Here is a 16,534-nt window from a genome sequence, read left to right on the forward strand (position 1 = left end):
GGCGCATGGAAAACTGCCCTGGATGCACGGCCTTTCCAGGAGACTCCGGTGACCCTTCCCTCGTTGCGCGGCCTCACTTCGCGCTTTCTGCTCAGCCGCCTGCGCACGGCCCGCGCGGTGGCGCGCCTGGCCTTCCGCCTGCACCAGCGCAAGCCCGCGCTCATCGACCGGCGCGGCACGCTGAGCTACGCCCAGTTGCAGGAACGCGTGCTGCGCCTGCAGGCCTGGATGCGGGCGCAGGGCCTGCGCAAGGGCGACATCGTCTTCACCCTGCTGCCCGAGACCGGCGAACAGTACGAAACGCGCCTGGCCACGTTCGAGAACGGCACCGTCTTCGCCAGCTTCCACAAGCACCTGCCCCCCGAGGCGGCGCTGGCCATGATCGAGCGCGTGCGGCCCGCGCTCTTCATCCACGACCCGCTGCTGAGCGCGCCCATCCTGGACGCCGTGCGCGCGCGCCTGCCCGGCCTGCGCCTGCTGGCGCTGGGCGCCGACTACGAGCAAGCCCTCGCCGGCCACGCCCCCGCCTGGGGCACGGAGGAGGTGGGCGAGGAAGACCTGTTCGCCCTGCACATGACCTCGGGCACCACGGGCCTGCCCAAGGCCATCGGCTACAGCCACCGCAAGTACCTCGACAGCATGCGCCTGATCGCGCGCTCCATCGACCTGCGGCCCTCGGGCCGCCAGCGCCCTGTGCACATGCTGGGCGTGCCGCTCACCGGGCCCGGCTCGGGCATGGTGCTGCCCACGCTGCTGTCGGGCGCGGTGCTGGTCATGCCCGAGGACTTCCGGGCCACCACGCTGGCCGCGCTGGTGCAGCAGCACCGGGTAACGCGCGCCTTCCTCTCGCCCTCGGCCATCATCGACCTGCTCGACGAGCCCGCTCTGCAGCAGTACGACCTGTCCTCGCTCACCCACGTGCCCTACGGTTCCGAGATGATGCCGGCACCCAAGATCGCCGAAGCCATCCGGCGCTTCGGCCCCATCTTCCAGCAGGGCTACGGCTGCCTCGAAGCCCTGCCGCCCATCACCTGGCTGCTGCCGCACGAGCATGTGGACGTGCATGGCCTGCCGCGCGGCCACGACATCCTCTCCACCGTGGGCCGCGTGATGGACGGCGTGGAGGTGGTCATCCGCGACGAGCAGTTCCGCCCGCTGCCGCAGGGCCAGACCGGCCTGATCACCGTGCGCACGCCGGTGCGCTTCGAGGGCTACTGGCTCGACCCCGAGAAAACGCACGAAACCCTGCGCGACGGCTGGGTGGTGATGGGCGACGTGGGCCATTTCGACGCCGAAGGCTATCTGCACGTGCTGGGCCGCAGCGCCGACCGCGTGCAACGCGGCGGCCAGATGCTCAACCCGCGCGAGATCGAGGAGGTGGCGCACTGCCACCCCGCCGTGAAGGAGACCTGCCTGGTGCAGCACGGCGCGGTCGCCGTGCTGGTGGTGAGCCTGCGGCAGAACTGGCGCGCGCAGCGCAACTGGCAGGCGCTGGAGCATGACATCGCCGAATACCTGGCGCAGCACCTCGCGCCCGGCCTGCAACCCGACGACATCCGCGTCGTCGAGGAAATCCCGCGCAGCTTCCTCAACAAGATGCTGCGGCGCGAGGTCCGGCTGATGCTGGAGGCCGCGCCACCCCGCGCGCACGGGCACGCCCCGGCGGCGCCCACCCGGCTGGCCGCATGATGCGCGGCGCACCCGCAACCGCCCGGCTCGCGCTGGGCACCAAGCTGGGCTACGCCACCGGCAACGTCGGCCTGCAGATGCTGGTGGCGGCCATGAACTTCCTGCTCATGATCTTCTACACCGACGTCGCGCTGGTACCACCCGCCATCGCGGGCGCCGCGCTGCTGGTGGGCAAGGTGTGGGACACGGTGAACGACCCGCTGTTCGGCTGGATGACCGACCGCACGCGCTCGCGCCACGGCCGCCACCGGGTCTACCTGATTTACGGTGCCCTGCCGCTGGCCGTGGCGGCCGCCGCCGTGTGGATGGTGCCGCCGGGCCTGAGCCCCATCGCGGCTTTTTTCTGGATCGCCATCAGCTACACAGTGTTCGACACGCTGATGACCCTGGTGCAGCTGCCCTACCAGGCCCTGGCCGCCAACCTCACGCGCGACTACGACGAGCGCACCAGCCTGACCGCCTACGCCTCGCTGGGCGCGCTGCTGGGTTTCTTCGCGGGCAGCGTGCTCATGCCGGTGCTGGTGCGCGCAGCGCCGGATGCGCGCACCGGCTATGCCCTGGCGGGCGCCTGCTTTGGCCTGGCCGCCGGCCTGGCCGTGGCCGTGGTGGCCTGGCGCGTGCGCGAACCCGCCAGCGCGCCGCCACCGGACGCCACGCGCCCCACCTGGGAGGCGGTGCGCGCCACGCTGCGCGCGGCCCTGCGCAACCGGCCCTTCCTGGCGCTGGTGGCCGCCGTGGGCTTGGTGCGCCTGGGGCTCACGCTGGTGCAGGCCGCGCTGGCATATTTCGTGGTCTACCAGCTGCAGGGCGACAAGGGCGACCTGCCGCGCATGATGGCCGTGCTGCTGGGCGTGGTGGGCCTGTCGCTGTATTTTTGGAAGCGCGTGGTGGACCGCTGGGAGAAGAACCGCGCCTACATCCTGGGCCTGCTGCTGTGCAGCGCGGGCCTGGTGGCCCTGGGCACCATGGGACCGGGCCAGCCGGGCTGGGTGACAGCCATCCTGGCGCTGGTGGGCATCGGCATGGGCGCGCACTGGATCGTGCCCTTCGCGATGGTGCCCGACACCATCGACCACGGCCACCTGCAGGCCGGCGAGCGCCAGACCGGCATGTACTACGGCCTCTACGGCCTGGTGGACAAGCTCGCGCGCACCCTGGGCACGGTGCTGCTGGCCGCCACACTGGACCTGACGGGCTACGTGCCCAACGTGGCGCAGTCCGCAGCCGCGCTGCAGGGCATCGCATGGATGACCGGCATCGTCCCCGCGCTCTGCCTGGCGCTGGCGGTGCCGCTGCTGCTGGCCTACCCCATCACGCGCGCGCGCCATGCGGCCATCCGGCGCGGGGTGGACGCGGGCACCACCCCGCCGCCCGCCAGCGGCAACGGCTCCACGGCGCCGGGCCGCGGCGAGGGGTTGGCGCAGGCGAGCGGTCGCGCTTCACGGTTCCCGGCGTGAGCCTTCGAGCCCCTCCGGGGCGCCACCCCGTCAGGGGCGGTTGGCGCCCGCCGGGTCGTTGGGCGGGTTGTTGCCATCGAATCGGCTCCGGGGCTGGGGCGGGCGCTGCGGTTGTGCCCGTTGCGGCTGCGGGCGCTGGGCCTCGGAGCGGTCACGGCTCTCCGGGCGGGCCTGCGGGCGCGGCGGCGCCGTGCGGCCGCTGTCCCAGTGGTCGCCCGCGCGGGGCGGACGCCGGGCATCTTCATGGCGCCGCCCCGGGTGGCGCGGATCGTCGCGGTCCTCCCAGCTCCAGGTGCGGGGCCCGGGGCGGGGGTGCGCAGGACGCGGGTTCCAGCGCGGGTGGTCGTACCACGACCGGTCGCGGTAATGGTCCGCCCAGTAGCTCCCCAACGTGAATGCCAAGATGGGAATGCCGATGGAAACCGCCGCGTTGGGCAGCGCGATGGAGCGGCCGTACTGGGGGTAGCCGAGGTAGGGGGCATAGGCCCAGCCGCGCAGCCCGTCGGACAACTGCACGTCGCACCACTGGTAACCCGGCGTGCAGCCGTACACGGTCAATTGCACCCCCGGCTGCATCACGGCCACCACGGGATAGTCGACGGCCGGACCCGCGCGCAGGTTCATCTGCTGGGCCACGTAGGCCAGCTGCTGCGCTCCGGCCAGGAGCGGAACGGCGAGCACGAGCGCGCCCGCCATGGTGCGAAAAGAGAGAAAAAGTGCACGGGACATGGCCGTCTCCTGGGAAGCGCCCGCAGTGGCGCGACACCATCCTGGGCCCGGCACGCCGGCCGGCGTGTCAGGCAAAACCGACGAAACACGACAGAACATGCCAGGTGGGAACGCAGCACGGCCCCCTGCTCACCCGCCCATCGGTGGCAGCGGCTCCACGGGATCGGGCGGCGGCACCGCGCGCAGCGCCAGACAGAAGGGCTGCGCGCAGGACGCCCGCCCGGCGTAGGGGCAGCCGGGCGCCTGGCACAGGCCGGCCTCGCGGTCGCGCAGGCCATCCTCGTCCTTGGGCAGTTGCCCACTGGCCTGCAGCACGGCCATCTGCAGCCACGGGTCCTGCCGCGCCTGCAGCAGCTCGCGGCCATACACCGCCGGTTGCGCCAGCGGCTGGAAGTCGAGCGCCAGCAGCGCGCTGGCGCGGGGGGCCACGGGCTCGGCGGACTGCAGCACCAGCGCCCAGGTGCCCGACTGCAGCGCCTGGGGCTTGCCCGCGAACAGCGCCGCCAGGGGCGGCGCTGGCGCGGGTGGCGCGGCGGGCTGGGCCTGGGACTGCAGCCAGGGCACCGGCACGCGCAGGGTGAGCGAGAAAGCGCGCTCGCCCTCGGCGGTCAGCACCACGCCCTGGCGCACCAGCCAGGTTTGCAGCGGGGGCAGCCCCGTCGCGGCGCCGTCCTCCGTATCGACCAGCGGCTGCAACGCCGCCGGCCAGGGCTGCACGGCCACCACGCGCTGCGGCTGGGCCGGGGCCGTGATCTGGCGCACCAGGTCCGCCACCAGGCCGCGCAGCGGCGCGCTCACGCCCGTGGCGGGCCAGGGGGGCAGCGGCGCGGCGCCCGCCATGCCGAGGGACGGGGCCGGACGGCCCGGCACCGCTGCTGGCGCCCCGGGGCTGCCGGGCGTGGGCACGGGCGTTCCCGGCCCGGCCGCCAGGCCCGCCTGGGACGCCGCGAAGCTGCCACGCGCCTGGGGCGAGAGGCTGACCTGGTCGGCTCCCACGGGCAGCGGCACCGTGGGCGGCACCGGCGCCTGCGGTGGCGGCGCCCCGGGCGGCGCAGGAAAGTCCGGCACCCGCGCCGGGAGTGCGCCTTCGCGGTCGGTGCCCAGCAGGGCGCCCTGGCGCTGCAGTGCGGCCTCGGCCAGCACCTGCGCCACGGCGGGCAGCGGGCCCCGGGGAGGATCGATGTTCACGGTCATACCGGCCTGCCATGGGTGGCGCGCAGGACATCCACGCACCGCCTGTGCATTCTGCGGCGATTTGTGGTCGATGGCTACCGGGGCACAATTGCTAGAAATGTTATAGCTACTAGCGCCCGTCCATTGGGCGCAATAGCCCCATTTCTTCCAAAATACCGCTTGCCTTTTCCGAGGGCGCGGCCCAGGCCAGCGGCCACCGCGCAAGGGCCGCCCCGCCGCGCTGGTGGCGCCCCCCTACATTGCGCAGCAGTACGAGAGAAGGGGGAAGGCGCGAAGCGCCACAGGGGGCTGTATCGCTCTTACGCCGCTTCGCGGTAGAACAGCGGGCGTGCCTTGACCGGCCCCACGGCGCTGGCGATGGCGCCGATGTGGTCGGGCGTGGTGCCGCAGCAACCGCCGACGATGTTCACCAGGCCCTCGGCGGCGAACTCATGCACCAGGCGGCTGGTGACCTCGGGCGTCTCGTCGAAGCCGGTGTCGCTCATGGGGTTGGGCAGGCCGGCGTTGGGGTAGCAGCTGATGAAGGTGTCGGGCGCGGCCTTGGCCAGCTCCTGGATGTAGGGGCGCATCAGCGCGGCGCCCAGCGCGCAGTTCAGGCCCACGGCCAGCGGGCGGGCGTGGCGCACGCTGTGCCAGAAGGCGGTGACGGTCTGGCCACTGAGGATGCGGCCGGAGGCGTCGGTGACGGTGCCGCTGATGAGGATGGGCAGGCGCTCACCGGTCTGGTCGAACGCCTCCTCGACGGCGAACAGCGCGGCCTTGGCGTTGAGCGTGTCGAAGATGGTCTCGACCAAGATCACGTCGGCACCGCCCTCGATCAGCGCCAGGGTTTGCTCCAGGTAGGCGGCGCGCAGCTGTTCGAAATCGACATTGCGCGCGCCGGGGTCGTTCACGTCGGGGCTGATGCTCGCCGTCTTGGGCGTGGGGCCGAGCGCGCCGGCCACGTAGCGGGGCTTGTCGGGGGTGCTGTACTTGTCGCAGGCCGCGCGGGCGAGCTGCGCCGAGCGCAGGTTCATCTCGCGCGCCAGGTGGGCCATGCCGTAGTCCTCCTGCGCTATGGACGTCGCGCCGAAGGTGTTGGTCTCAATCAGGTCGGCGCCGGCGGCCAGGTAGCGCTCGTGGATGTCGCGGATCACATCGGGGCGAGTCAGCGAGAGCAGCTCGTTGTTGCCCTTCACATCGCGCGGGAAGTCCTTGAAGCGATCGCCCGCGCCGTCGGGCCCGGTGTAGCCCTCGCCCCGGTACTGCGCCTCGCCCAGCTTGAAGCGCTGGATCATGGTGCCCATGGCGCCGTCGAGGATGGCGATGCGTTGGGCCAGGATGGCGGGAAGCTGCTGGGCGCGGGTGTAGTGGAGGGCTTGCATGGGGGCCATTGTAGAAAACGCGCCCCCACGCACAGCCCGCAGGGGCTTTGCGCGGGCTCAGGCAGCCGCGCCGCGCGCGAAACCCAGCGCCGCCGCCAGCATGTGCCGCAGGTGCGGCTGCACCTGGGCGGCGCGCTCGGGCAGGTAGGCATAGGGCGGCGCCTCGTCCATGTAGGTGCGCCAGGTCAGTTCGAGCTGCACCGCGTGGATGTTGCGCGCGGGCTCGCCGTAGTGGCGCGTGATGTGGCCGCCCTTGAAGCGGCCATTGAGCACCGCTGTGTAGCCCGGCGCCGCCTCGGCAATCGGCAGCAGGGCCTGCGCCAGGGCCGGGGCGCAGCTCGCGCCATCGGCCGTGCCAAGGTTGAAGTCGGGCAGCTGGCCCTCGAAGAAGCGCGGCAGCACCGAGTGGATGGAGTGCGCGTCCCACAGCACGGCCACGCCGTGCTGCTGGCGCAGGCGGTCGAGTTCGGCGCGCAGTTGCGCGTGGTAGGGCTGCCAGATCGCCGCGCGGCGCGCGGCGATTTCGGCCTCATCCGGCACGTCACCACGGGGGTAGAGCGGGGTCTCCTCGAAGGTGTCCACGGGGCACAGGCCGGTGACGTTCTGGCCGGGGTAGAGGCTGGCGCCGTCGGGCGGGCGGTTCAGGTCGATGACGTAGCGCGAGTGCGTGGCCACGAGGATGGACGCACCCAGCTCGCGCGCGAAGGCGTAGAGGCGCTCCAGGTGCCAGTCGGTGTCGGGCACCTGCAGGGCCGCGCCGCTCAGGCGCGCGGCGAGCGCGGGGGGCACATGGGTGCCGGCGTGCGGGATGGACACCAGCAGCGGCTGCGTGCCCTGGTGAAAGGTGAACGGGGGGATGGTGGTCATGGTGGAGGCTTCCGTGCCGGGGGCGATGCTGGGCACCGTTTCCCGGAACCGTGGATGCTCCCCTGCCCGCCCGGACCTGTCAACCGTGCACGCCCAGGGCATCGCGCACCACCCGGCCCTGGCGCACGATGGTGCAGGCGGGCTTCTGGCCCAGCCAGTAGGCCAGCTCGGCGGCCTCGGCCACGGGCCAGAGCACCAGGTTGGCCGGGCGGCCCGCCGCGATCAGCCCGTGCGTGGCCTGCAGGCCCAGGGCGCGCGCGGCATGCGTGGTGATGCCGGCCAGCGCCTCGGGCACGGTGAGGCGGAACAGCGTGCAGGCCATGTTGGCCATGAGCAGCAGACTCAGCGCGGGCGAGGTGCCGGGGTTGTGGTCGGTGGAGACGGCCATGGGCACACCGGCGGCGCGCAGCGCTGGAATGGGCGGCAGCTGCGTGTCGCGCAGCGTGTAATAGGCACCCGGCAGCAGCACGGCCACGGTGCCGGCCCGCTGCATCGCGGCTATCCCCTCTTGCGAGAGGTGCTCGATGTGGTCGCACGACAGCGCGCCGTAGCGCGCGGCCAGGGCGGAACCGCCCATGTCGGAGAGCTGCTCGGCGTGCAGCTTGACCGGGAGGCCCAGCCGCCGCGCGGCCTGGAACACCTGCTCGGTCTGCGCCAGCGTGAAGGCGATGCGCTCGCAGAACACGTCCACCGCGTCCACCAGGCCCTCGGCGGCGAGCGCGGGCAGCATCTCGTGGCACACCAGATCGGTGTAGTCCTGATCACGCCCGGCGTATTCGGGCGGCAGCGCATGCGCGCCCAGGAAGGTGGTGCGCACCGTCACGCCAAAGGCCTCGCCCAGGCGCCGCGCCACGCGCAACTGCTTGCGCTCGTGCTCCAGCGCCAGGCCGTAGCCGGACTTGATCTCGATGGCGCACACGCCTTCGTCGAGCAAGGCCTGCAGGCGCGGCGCGGCCAGGGCGAAGAGCTCGTCCTCGCTGGCCGCGCGCGTGGCGCGCACCGAGGAGACGATGCCGCCGCCCGCGCGCGCCACCTCTTCGTAACTGGCACCGGCCAGGCGCAGCGCGAACTCGTGCGCGCGCTGGCCGCCGTAGACCAGGTGCGTGTGGCAGTCCACCAGCCCCGGCGTGGCCAGCAGGCCGCCGGCCTGCCAGCGCGGCAGCGCGGCGAACGCGGCGGGCAGGGCCGCATCGGGCCCCACCCAGCGCACCTGGCCCTGCCGCACCACGACCGAGGCCAGGGCGCCCTCGGGCAGCGCCACGTCGGGCACGGCCAGGCCCTCGGCCAGGCGCAGGCCCTGCCAGACGCCGTCGGCGCTGGGGTGTGCATGCAGGGATTCCATGCCTTGATACTCCTAAAACAGTAGCTGTTAGCGCTTATTACACGGGCGCTACAGGCCGATTTTGCTTAATTTTCCGGCGCCAGCACCACCCAGGCCAGCGCGGGGGCATCGAGCCCGCCCGGCACGGGCCGCAGCGGCGCACCGGGGCGCGGCGCGCTCCACCACAGGCCCTGGCCCGGCGCGTAGGCCTCGCCCGCGCGCTCCCACTGCCCGGCCAGCACCAGGCACAGGCCGGCGGGCGATTCGCCGGGCGTGCAGGCATCGTGCAGCACCCGCAGCACGCCGCGCCACTGGCCGCGCCGCAGCATGAGGTTGAGGTCGCGCACCGGGCCACCCTGCAGCGTGCAGTCGATGGCCACCTCGCCCGCGAAAGCGAACGGCGCGGTGGCGCGGTCCAGCACGCGGTCCACACTGCCATCGGCGGCGCGCAGATGCATGCCCTCGCCCTGCCACAGCAGGATCTGCCGGTCCACGCCGGGGTAGCACGAGAACGGCCCCGGCGCGGCGACGTCGGCCACGCTCACGCGCCAGCCGAAGCGCTCCAGGCCGGCGCCCGGCGGCCAGCAGGCCAACTCGCGCGTGGCGCCGCCGCCGTTCTTCCACGGCGTGGGTGCGATGGCGGCGAGGTCCAGGCGCTGCATGGCGGGGCCGTGTGCGGGTTACTTCACCATGGGGAGCTTGAGCCCCTGCTTCTTGGCGGTGGCGACGGCCAGCTCGTAGCCCGCGTCCGCATGGCGCATGACGCCCGAGCCGCAGTCGTTCACCAGCACGCGCGCCAGGCGCTCGGCCGCCGCATCGGTGCCGTCGGCCACGATCACCATGCCCGAGTGCTGGCTGTAGCCCATGCCCACGCCGCCGCCGTGGTGCAGGCTCACCCAGGTGGCGCCGCCGGCGGTGTTGAGCAGGGCGTTGAGCAGCGGCCAGTCGGAGACGGCGTCGGTGCCGTCCTTCATGGATTCGGTCTCGCGGTTGGGGCTGGCCACGCTGCCGGTGTCCAGGTGGTCGCGGCCGATGACGATGGGGGCCTTGAGTTCACCGTTCTTCACCATCTCGTTGAAGGCCAGGCCGGCGCGGTGGCGCTCGCCCAGGCCCAGCCAGCAGATGCGCGCGGGCAGGCCCTGGAAAGCGATGCGCTCGCGCGCCATGTCGAGCCAGCGGTGGGTGTGCTTGTTCTCGGGGAACAGCTCCTTGATCTTGGCGTCGGTCTTGTAGATGTCCTCGGGGTCGCCCGAGAGGGCCACCCAGCGGAACGGCCCCTTGCCCTCGCAGAACAGCGGGCGGATGTAGGCGGGCACGAAGCCGGGGAAGTCGAAGGCGTTCTGCACGCCCTCATCGAACGCCACCTGGCGGATGTTGTTGCCGTAGTCCACCGTGGGCACGCCCATGGCCTGGAAGTCGAGCATGGCCCGCACATGGACGGCGCAGCTTGTGGCGGCGGCGGCCTTGAGCGAACCATGCTGCGCGGGGTCTTTCTGCGCGGCCTGCCACTGCGGCACGGTCCAGCCGCTGGGCAGGTAGCCGTGGATGAGGTCGTGCGCGCTGGTCTGGTCGGTGACGAGGTCGGGTTTGATGCCCCCGGCCTGGGCGCGGCGCACCAGCTCGGGCAGGATGTCGGCGGCGTTGCCCAGCAGGGCGATGGAGACGGCTTCCTTCTTTCCGGTGTGTTCCTTGATCAGTTCGATGGCGTGGTCGATGTCGCGGGCCTGCTTGTCCACGTAGCGCGTGCGCAGGCGGAAGTCGATGCTGCTTTGCTGGCATTCGATGTTCAGCGAGACGGCACCGGCCAGCGTGGCAGCCAGGGGCTGGGCGCCGCCCATGCCGCCCAGGCCGGCGGTAAGGATCCACTTGCCCGAGAGGTCGTTGTTGTAGTGCTGGCGGCCGGCCTCGACGAAGGTCTCGAAGGTGCCCTGCACGATGCCCTGGCTGCCGATGTAGATCCAGCTGCCGGCGGTCATCTGGCCGTACATGAACAGGCCCTTGCGGTCGAGTTCGTTGAAGTGCTCCCAGGTGGCCCACTTGGGCACGAGGTTGGAGTTGGCGATCAGCACGCGCGGGGCGTTGGGGTGGGTCTTGAACACGCCCACGGGCTTGCCGGACTGGACGAGCAGGGATTCGTCCTCGTTCAGGTCCCGCAGGCTGGCCAGGATCTGGTCGAAGCACTGCCAGTCGCGCGCGGCGCGGCCGATGCCGCCGTAGACCACGAGATCCTGCGGGCGCTCGGCCACCTCGGGGTCGAGGTTGTTCTGCAGCATGCGGTAGGCTGCCTCGGTGAGCCAGTTCTTGCACGCAAGTTGGCTGCCGCGCGGGGCGCGGATCACGCGGGAGGCATCGTGGCGGGGGTCGTTGGTGGTGGTCATGGCAAGTCTCCGGGGGTGTGCAACCAAGGGGTTTCAGGCGGTGTGGCTGGGCAGGCAGGCCAGCAGCGGCGCGGGCCAGGTGCTTTGCTGGGCCCAGGCGCGCATGGCTTCGATGTCGGGCGCCAGGTAGCGGTCCTGCTCCAGGAACGCCACGCGGCGGCGGATGGCGGCGAACTGTTCTTCCACCAGCGGGGAAGATGGCAGCGAACGGTCGAATTCCATGCCCTGCGCGGCCGACATGGCCTCGATGCCCACCATCACCGCCGCGTTGCGCACCATGTCGAGCAGGCGGCGCGCGCCGTAGGTGGCCATGGAGACATGGTCCTCCTGGTTGGCCGAGGTAGGCAGGCTGGTCACGCTGCTCGGGTTGGCCAGACACTGGTTCTCGGCGGCCAGCGCGGCGGCCGTGACCTGGGCGATCATGAAACCCGAGTTCACGCCGCTATCGCGGATCAGGAAGGCCGGCAGGCCCGACAGGCCGGGGTCGAGCAGCAGCGACAGGCGGCGCTCGGAAATCGCCCCGATCTCGGCCACGGCCAGCGCGATGATGTCGGCCGCGAAGGCCACGGGCTCGGCGTGGAAGTTGCCGCCCGAGATGACCTCGCCGGTGTCGGTGAAGACCAGTGGGTTGTCCGACGCCGCATTGGCCTCGGTGCGCAGCACGCGCGCGGCGTGCTGCAGGTTGTCCAGGCAGGCGCCCATGACCTGGGGGATGCAGCGGATCGAATACGGGTCCTGCACGCGGCCGCAGTGCGGGTGCGAGGGGTCGATCTGGCTGCCGTCGAGCAGCGCGCGCACGGCGGCGGCCACGGCGATCTGCCCGGCCTGGCCGCGCGCTGCGTGGATGCGCGCGTCGAACGGCTTGACCGAGCCCTTGATGGCTTCGAGCGAGAGCGCGCCGGCCACCAGCGCGGCGCAGAACACATCCTCCGCGCCGAACAGGCCGGCCAGCGCCAGCGCCGTGGACACCTGCGTGCCGTTGAGCAGCGCTAGCCCTTCCTTGGGGCCGAGCACGATGGGCTGCAGGCCCACGGCGGCCATGGCTTCGCGCCCCGGCACCACCTTGCCGTCCACTGTGGCCTGGCCCTCGCCGATGAGCACGCAGGCCAGGTGCGCCAGCGGCGCCAGGTCACCCGAGGCGCCCACCGAGCCCTTAGCAGGGATGACCGGCAGCACGTTGGCGTTGGCCAGCGCCAGCAGCGCGTCCACGATTTCGGGGCGGATGCCCGAGTGCCCGCGCGCCAGGCTCACGGCCTTGGTGGCCAGCACCAGGCGCACCACGCCATCGGACAGCGCCTCGCCCGTGCCCACGCTGTGCGACAGCACCAAGTTGCGCTGCAGCTCGGCCAGGCGCTCGTGGGCGATCTTCGTGCTCGCCAGCTTGCCGAAGCCGGTGTTGATGCCGTAGACCACCTGGTCTTCATCGACGATGCGCTGCACCGTGGCCAACGCATCGCGCATGCCGGCCTGCGCCGAGGCGTCAAGCGCCAGCGGCGCGGCGCCAGCGTGAATGCGGCGCAGCTGCGCCAGCGTGACATGGCCGGGGTCGAGGGTGATGGGGGTGGTCATGATGCTAGTCCTGTCTATACAAGTAGGTATCAAAGAAAAAGGGGCCGATCACCGGCTCAACCGGCGACCGGGTGGCCGTCGGTGCGGAAGCGGCTGCCGAGCCGGTAGCGCGAGGCCGGGTGCAGGCAGCGCACCACGGTCACGGGCACGCCGCGCGACCAGGTGCGCCGCGTGAGCAGCAGGCAGGGTTCGTGCGCGGGCATCTCCAGCAGCGCGGCCTGCTCGGGCGTGGGCAGCACGGCATCCACCACATGCTCCACCTGGTCGAAGGGCACGCTGCGCAGCAGGTATTCGGAGGGCGGCACGGCGGCGAAGTCCTGCGCCAGAAAGTCGGGCGCCATGGCCGGGTTCACATGGCGGTCTTCGAGCTGTACCGGCACGCCGTTCTCACGGTGCACGCACTGCGTGTGGAACACGGAAGCCCCCGTGCCCAGGTCCAGAGCGGCGGCCACCTCCAGCGTGGCGGCGGCGCGCCGGGCGGCGAGCACGTCGCAGCGGTAGTCGTGCCCGCGCTGGCGGATCTCGCTGGCCAGGTTGGCGATCTGCAGCAGTGTGGACTGCGGCTTGTCCTCGGCCACGAAGCTGCCCACACCGGCCACGCGCACGATGCGGCCCTGCTCCGTCAGCTCGCGCAGGGCGCGGTTCACCGTCATGCGCGAGATGCCGAACTGTGCCACCAGCTCGTGCTCGGAGGGCAGCCGGTCGCCCGCGCGCCAACTGCCGTCCTGGATGCGGCGCACGATGAAGTCTTTCACCTGCTCGTACAGTGCCAGGGCGGGCGCGGCCGCCGGTGCGGAAGCCGGGCGGCGGGAAGGGCTGGCGGAGCGGGGCGAAGTGGTGCGGGTCATGGCTTGATGAACTTGTATATACAGGTTAACCGAAATCCGCCGCACGGGTCAACCCCCTGGTTTTCCCGGGGGTGCTCCAGGCCCTTCAGGCCGCGTGGGGATCGGGCTCCACCGGCACCGGCAGCACCACCCGCGCCTCCAGCCCCGGCTGGGCGTTGCGCAGCGCCAGGCTGCCGCCGTGCGCCTGCGCCACCAGGCGGCACAGGTACAGGCCCAGGCCCACGCCGCCGGTGGCGCGCTGGCGCGCGCTGTCGGGGCGGTAGAAGGCCTGTGCGAGTTGGGCCAGGTGTTCGGGCGGCACGCCAGGGCCGTGGTCTCGCACCACGATCTCCACCGCTTCGTCCTGCCAGCGCAGGTGCAGCTCGGGCGGCGGTGTGCCGGGCTCGCTGTGGCGCAGGCTGTTGTCGAGCAGGTTGCGCAGCAGCAGGCGCATGCGCGCGCGGTCCAGCGGCAACGCGGGCAGCGCGGACGGCGCCTGCACGCGGATGGCGGCGGCGCCGGGGTGGCGGTCGCCGAGTTCGGCGATGACCTCGCGCGCCAGCGCGGCCAGGTCCACGGGCTCGCGGTGCAGCGCGGCATGGGGGGCGGCGAGGCGCTCGCTCTCCAGCAGGTCGGTGATGACGCGCGCCATCTCGCCCAGGTCGCGCAGCAGCGCCTGGCGCGGCGCCTGGGCCTCGGCGCTGTCGGGCAGCAGCTCGGCGTTGAGGCGCGCGCGCGTCAGCGGGCTGCGCAGCTCGTGGCTCAGGGCCAGCAGCAGGGCGCGCTTGGCTTCGAGCATCTGGTGGATGTCGCTGCCCATGGTGTTGATGGTGGCGGCAAGCTGGCCCAGCTCGTCGGGCTTGTGCGCGTGGCGCACGGGAATGGGCTGGTCGAACGCGCCCGCGCCGAAACGCAGGGCACCGGCGCGGATGTCGTCGAGCGGGCGCAGCAGGCGCCGCACATACAGGTAGGCCAGCGCGGTAAGCAGCAGCAGCGCGCCCAGCGTGACCCAGGCGATGCGCGGGCGCTGCTCCCAGCCGAGCACATGCAAGCCGAATTCCAGCCGGTGGCCGTCCGCCGTGGTGCGGCGCAGCAGGTTCTGGTCATCGCCGTTGCGCCAGGGCGGCTCGCGCCCGGTGGAGCCGTTCACCCAGGCGGGCCGGGGCAGCGCGGGGTGCGAAGCCCAGTTCACCTGCGGGCCTTCAATGCGAATGGTGATGGGCAGGCGCTGCACCAGGGCCTGGGCGCGCGCGATGCTCGGCGGGCTGCCGACCTCCTGCGCCAGGCGGTCCACGTAGTCCACCAGCAGCGGGCGCGCCGCGGCGCGCCAGCCCACCGAGAGCGCCTTCTGCACGCCGCCGATAAAGGTGACCGCGAGCGCCAGCGCCAGCACGAGGAACACCAGCACCAGGCGCCAGCGCAACGAGCGCCGCAGCGCCAAGCGCGCGCGCTGGTGCCAGGGGCAGTGCGGATCGTCGTCGCGGCAGGGCTTCATCCGGCCACCCGGCGCAGCGCCAGCGAGTAGCCGGCGTTGCGCAATGTCTTGATGCAGTCCAGCGGTTCGAGCTTCTTGCGCAGGCGGCTGACCACGATGTCCACGGCGCGCGTGTACAGCTCGGCCTCGTGGCCGCGCAGCTGGTTGAGGATGTCGTCACGGCTGAGGACCCGGCCGCTCTCGCGCGCCAGCAGGTGCAGCAGCTCGAATTCGGTGCCGGTCAGTTCCACGTCGCGGCCCAGGCACTGCACGCTGCGGCGCGCGGCGTCGATGCGCAGGCCCTCGAATTCCAGCAGGCCGGGCGCCTCGGCCGGGCTGCTCGCGCGGCGGCGGCGCAGCACGGTCTGCAGGCGGGCGACCAGCTCGCGCGGTTCGAAGGGCTTGGGCAGGTAGTCGTCGGCGCCCAGTTCCAGGCCGACCACGCGGTCCATCACCTCGCCACGCGCGGTGAGCATGACGATGGGCAGGTCGCTGCCGCGCCGGATGGTGCGGCACAGTTCAAAACCGTCCATCTCGGGCAGCATCACATCGAGGATGGCGGCGTCGAAACCACCCTGGCCCAGCAACTCCAACCCCGCGCTGGGGCGCAGCGCCTGCACCAGTTCCAGCTCGAAGCGCTGAAAGTAGGCGGCCAGCGGCGGGCCGAGCTGTTCGTCGTCGTCGATGAGCAGGATGCGGGGCATGCTGCGATTACACCGCACCGCAGCGCGCGCGGTGGCGCAGGATCATCTGGCGCAGGCGCCGCTGGGCCGGGGCGTGCAGCGCGTCGAAGCGGTCGGCCGCCTCCAGCAGCGCGGGCAGCGCGTGCGCCGCGTGCTGGGGCTGGCGCGCCACCAACCCGAGGGCGTGCTCGCGGTCGAAGCGCGGGCCCCAGACCAGCGCCAGCAGTTCGTCGTGCGGCTGCGGCATGCCGGCCAGCAGCACCGGCCCGTGCGTGCGCAGGTCGCGCGCCAGACGGTGCAGGGGTTCTTGCGCGGTGGTCATGGCCATCACCTATTTCGTGCGGTCCGCTTCAGCCGTGGCGGCCCATCCAGCCGCGGCGCTTGCTCATCAGCTCGCGCACCTTCTGCTGCTGCTCGGGGTTGAGGCTGTCGTAGAAGTCGGCCATGGCGGTCAGCACCTCGGGGCTACCGGTCTGCACGGCACGCAGCTTCTCATCGAGCAGGGTCTGGGCACGGGCACGGTCGAACTTGTCGCCGGCCACCAGGGCCTGCACCTCGGCACGCGGGTCACCCGCCTTGCCCACGAAGGCCGCGCACTGGGCCTGCAACTTGTCGGCCAGCGTGGCGAGCTTCTGCTTCTGTGCCTCGTTCAGGTCGAGCTTGCTGCCGATGCGCTCCATCACCTTGCCGCGCACCTCGGCCATGCGCTCGGCGTCCATGGGGCCGTGGCGGTGGTAGTGCCCGCCCGAGCAGGCGGTGAGGCCGCCGACGAGGATGGAGGCGCCGAACAGGCCGACGAGGGCTTTCTTGATCCAGGATTTCATGGTGCGGGTCCTTTCGGGACGCTGTGGAACATGGCCTCCATGGTGCGGCGCGGGCGCGCTGGCGTCTTCTCCGCGCGGTTTCGGTTTATTTCGTTTTGTTTCAGCGGCGGGCCGGAGCCGGGGCCGCAGCCCGATTGCCGATAATCACGCAGGCCCGG

The 16,534-nt window shown here is 72.1% G+C and carries 15 protein-coding genes; 2 read left to right on the top strand and 13 right to left on the bottom strand.

Annotated elements, in window-relative coordinates; all coding sequences use genetic code 11:
* Positions 1 to 48: 48 nt before the first annotated feature.
* Together D8S75_RS00630 and D8S75_RS00635 are read left to right on the top strand one after the other, a co-directional pair.
* Positions 49 to 1,689: a class I adenylate-forming enzyme family protein gene (locus D8S75_RS00630; protein ID WP_119964002.1), complete on the top strand. Its 1,641-nt coding sequence runs from the start codon at positions 49 to 51 to the stop codon at positions 1,687 to 1,689.
* On the top strand, positions 1,686 to 3,146 hold the full coding sequence (locus D8S75_RS00635; protein WP_232828806.1) for an MFS transporter: 1,461 nt from the start codon (positions 1,686 to 1,688) through the stop codon (positions 3,144 to 3,146). Before D8S75_RS00630 ends, D8S75_RS00635 begins: the two co-directional genes overlap by 4 nt.
* A 30-nt stretch (positions 3,147 to 3,176) precedes the next feature.
* Here the strand turns inward: D8S75_RS00635 and D8S75_RS00640 are convergent, their stop codons facing one another.
* From D8S75_RS00640 to D8S75_RS00700, 13 genes are all read right to left on the bottom strand, one after another.
* On the bottom strand, positions 3,177 to 3,875 hold the full coding sequence (locus tag D8S75_RS00640) for an SH3 domain-containing protein (protein ID WP_198673109.1): 699 nt from the start codon (positions 3,873 to 3,875) through the stop codon (positions 3,177 to 3,179).
* Positions 3,876 to 4,004: 129 nt separating this feature from the next.
* Positions 4,005 to 5,069: a hypothetical protein gene (locus tag D8S75_RS00645; protein ID WP_119964004.1), complete on the bottom strand. Its 1,065-nt coding sequence runs from the start codon at positions 5,067 to 5,069 to the stop codon at positions 4,005 to 4,007.
* A gap of 299 nt (positions 5,070 to 5,368) precedes the next feature.
* Positions 5,369 to 6,433 (bottom strand): homocysteine S-methyltransferase family protein, encoded by a 1,065-nt coding sequence (locus D8S75_RS00650; RefSeq protein ID WP_119964365.1) that lies wholly within the window; start codon positions 6,431 to 6,433, stop codon positions 5,369 to 5,371.
* A gap of 57 nt (positions 6,434 to 6,490) precedes the next feature.
* Positions 6,491 to 7,300: an N-formylglutamate deformylase gene (hutG, locus tag D8S75_RS00655; protein WP_119964366.1), complete on the bottom strand. Its 810-nt coding sequence runs from the start codon at positions 7,298 to 7,300 to the stop codon at positions 6,491 to 6,493.
* A 79-nt stretch (positions 7,301 to 7,379) separates the two neighbouring features.
* Positions 7,380 to 8,642 carry an imidazolonepropionase gene (hutI, locus tag D8S75_RS00660; RefSeq protein ID WP_119964005.1) on the bottom strand — a complete coding sequence of 421 codons (1,263 nt, stop codon included), beginning with the start codon at positions 8,640 to 8,642 and terminating at the stop codon, positions 7,380 to 7,382.
* A gap of 65 nt (positions 8,643 to 8,707) precedes the next feature.
* Complete coding sequence (locus D8S75_RS00665; protein ID WP_119964006.1) at positions 8,708 to 9,283, bottom strand: HutD/Ves family protein; 576 nt, start codon at positions 9,281 to 9,283, stop codon at positions 8,708 to 8,710.
* 18 nt (positions 9,284 to 9,301) lie between these two features.
* A complete protein-coding gene (hutU, locus tag D8S75_RS00670) occupies positions 9,302 to 10,999 on the bottom strand; it encodes a urocanate hydratase (RefSeq protein ID WP_119964007.1) in 1,698 nt (565 codons plus the stop codon).
* A 33-nt stretch (positions 11,000 to 11,032) separates the two neighbouring features.
* Positions 11,033 to 12,568, bottom strand: a complete 1,536-nt coding sequence (hutH, locus tag D8S75_RS00675) for a histidine ammonia-lyase (protein ID WP_119964008.1) — start codon at positions 12,566 to 12,568, stop codon at positions 11,033 to 11,035.
* 56 nt (positions 12,569 to 12,624) lie between these two features.
* Positions 12,625 to 13,416 carry a histidine utilization transcriptional repressor HutC gene (hutC, locus tag D8S75_RS00680; protein WP_119964009.1) on the bottom strand — a complete coding sequence of 264 codons (792 nt, stop codon included), beginning with the start codon at positions 13,414 to 13,416 and terminating at the stop codon, positions 12,625 to 12,627.
* An 85-nt stretch (positions 13,417 to 13,501) separates the two neighbouring features.
* Positions 13,502 to 14,890: a HAMP domain-containing sensor histidine kinase gene (locus D8S75_RS00685; RefSeq protein ID WP_119964010.1), complete on the bottom strand. Its 1,389-nt coding sequence runs from the start codon at positions 14,888 to 14,890 to the stop codon at positions 13,502 to 13,504.
* Entirely contained in the window at positions 14,887 to 15,573 is a 687-nt protein-coding gene (locus tag D8S75_RS00690; protein WP_119964011.1) for a response regulator transcription factor, read from the bottom strand. The genes D8S75_RS00685 and D8S75_RS00690 overlap by 4 nt, the downstream gene beginning before the upstream one ends.
* Positions 15,574 to 15,580: 7 nt before the next feature.
* A complete protein-coding gene (locus D8S75_RS00695) occupies positions 15,581 to 15,874 on the bottom strand; it encodes a hypothetical protein (RefSeq protein ID WP_119964367.1) in 294 nt (97 codons plus the stop codon).
* A gap of 28 nt (positions 15,875 to 15,902) precedes the next feature.
* Positions 15,903 to 16,376 carry a Spy/CpxP family protein refolding chaperone gene (locus D8S75_RS00700; RefSeq protein ID WP_119964012.1) on the bottom strand — a complete coding sequence of 158 codons (474 nt, stop codon included), beginning with the start codon at positions 16,374 to 16,376 and terminating at the stop codon, positions 15,903 to 15,905.
* Positions 16,377 to 16,534: the final 158 nt, after the last annotated feature.

It is taken from the genome of Simplicispira lacusdiani, assembly GCF_003604195.1.
Classification (GTDB): domain Bacteria; phylum Pseudomonadota; class Gammaproteobacteria; order Burkholderiales; family Burkholderiaceae_C; genus Simplicispira; species Simplicispira lacusdiani.

Excerpts from the sequence above, each read along its gene's own strand:
- D8S75_RS00690 (WP_119964011.1), bottom strand. The coding sequence starts at position 15,573 with ATGCCCCGCATCCTGCTCATCGACGACGACGAACAGCTCGGCCCGCCG.
- hutC (WP_119964009.1), bottom strand. The coding sequence starts at position 13,416 with ATGACCCGCACCACTTCGCCCCGCTCCGCCAGCCCTTCCCGCCGCCCG.
- hutH (WP_119964008.1), bottom strand. The coding sequence starts at position 12,568 with ATGACCACCCCCATCACCCTCGACCCCGGCCATGTCACGCTGGCGCAG.
- D8S75_RS00700 (WP_119964012.1), bottom strand. The coding sequence starts at position 16,376 with ATGAAATCCTGGATCAAGAAAGCCCTCGTCGGCCTGTTCGGCGCCTCC.
- D8S75_RS00650 (WP_119964365.1), bottom strand. The coding sequence starts at position 6,433 with ATGCAAGCCCTCCACTACACCCGCGCCCAGCAGCTTCCCGCCATCCTG.
- hutG (WP_119964366.1), bottom strand. The coding sequence starts at position 7,300 with ATGACCACCATCCCCCCGTTCACCTTTCACCAGGGCACGCAGCCGCTG.
- hutU (WP_119964007.1), bottom strand. The coding sequence starts at position 10,999 with ATGACCACCACCAACGACCCCCGCCACGATGCCTCCCGCGTGATCCGC.
- D8S75_RS00640 (WP_198673109.1), bottom strand. The coding sequence starts at position 3,875 with ATGTCCCGTGCACTTTTTCTCTCTTTTCGCACCATGGCGGGCGCGCTC.
- hutI (WP_119964005.1), bottom strand. The coding sequence starts at position 8,642 with ATGGAATCCCTGCATGCACACCCCAGCGCCGACGGCGTCTGGCAGGGC.
- D8S75_RS00645 (WP_119964004.1), bottom strand. The coding sequence starts at position 5,069 with ATGACCGTGAACATCGATCCTCCCCGGGGCCCGCTGCCCGCCGTGGCG.
- D8S75_RS00635 (WP_232828806.1), top strand. The coding sequence starts at position 1,686 with ATGATGCGCGGCGCACCCGCAACCGCCCGGCTCGCGCTGGGCACCAAG.
- D8S75_RS00685 (WP_119964010.1), bottom strand. The coding sequence starts at position 14,890 with ATGAAGCCCTGCCGCGACGACGATCCGCACTGCCCCTGGCACCAGCGC.
- D8S75_RS00665 (WP_119964006.1), bottom strand. The coding sequence starts at position 9,283 with ATGCAGCGCCTGGACCTCGCCGCCATCGCACCCACGCCGTGGAAGAAC.
- D8S75_RS00695 (WP_119964367.1), bottom strand. The coding sequence starts at position 15,874 with ATGACCACCGCGCAAGAACCCCTGCACCGTCTGGCGCGCGACCTGCGC.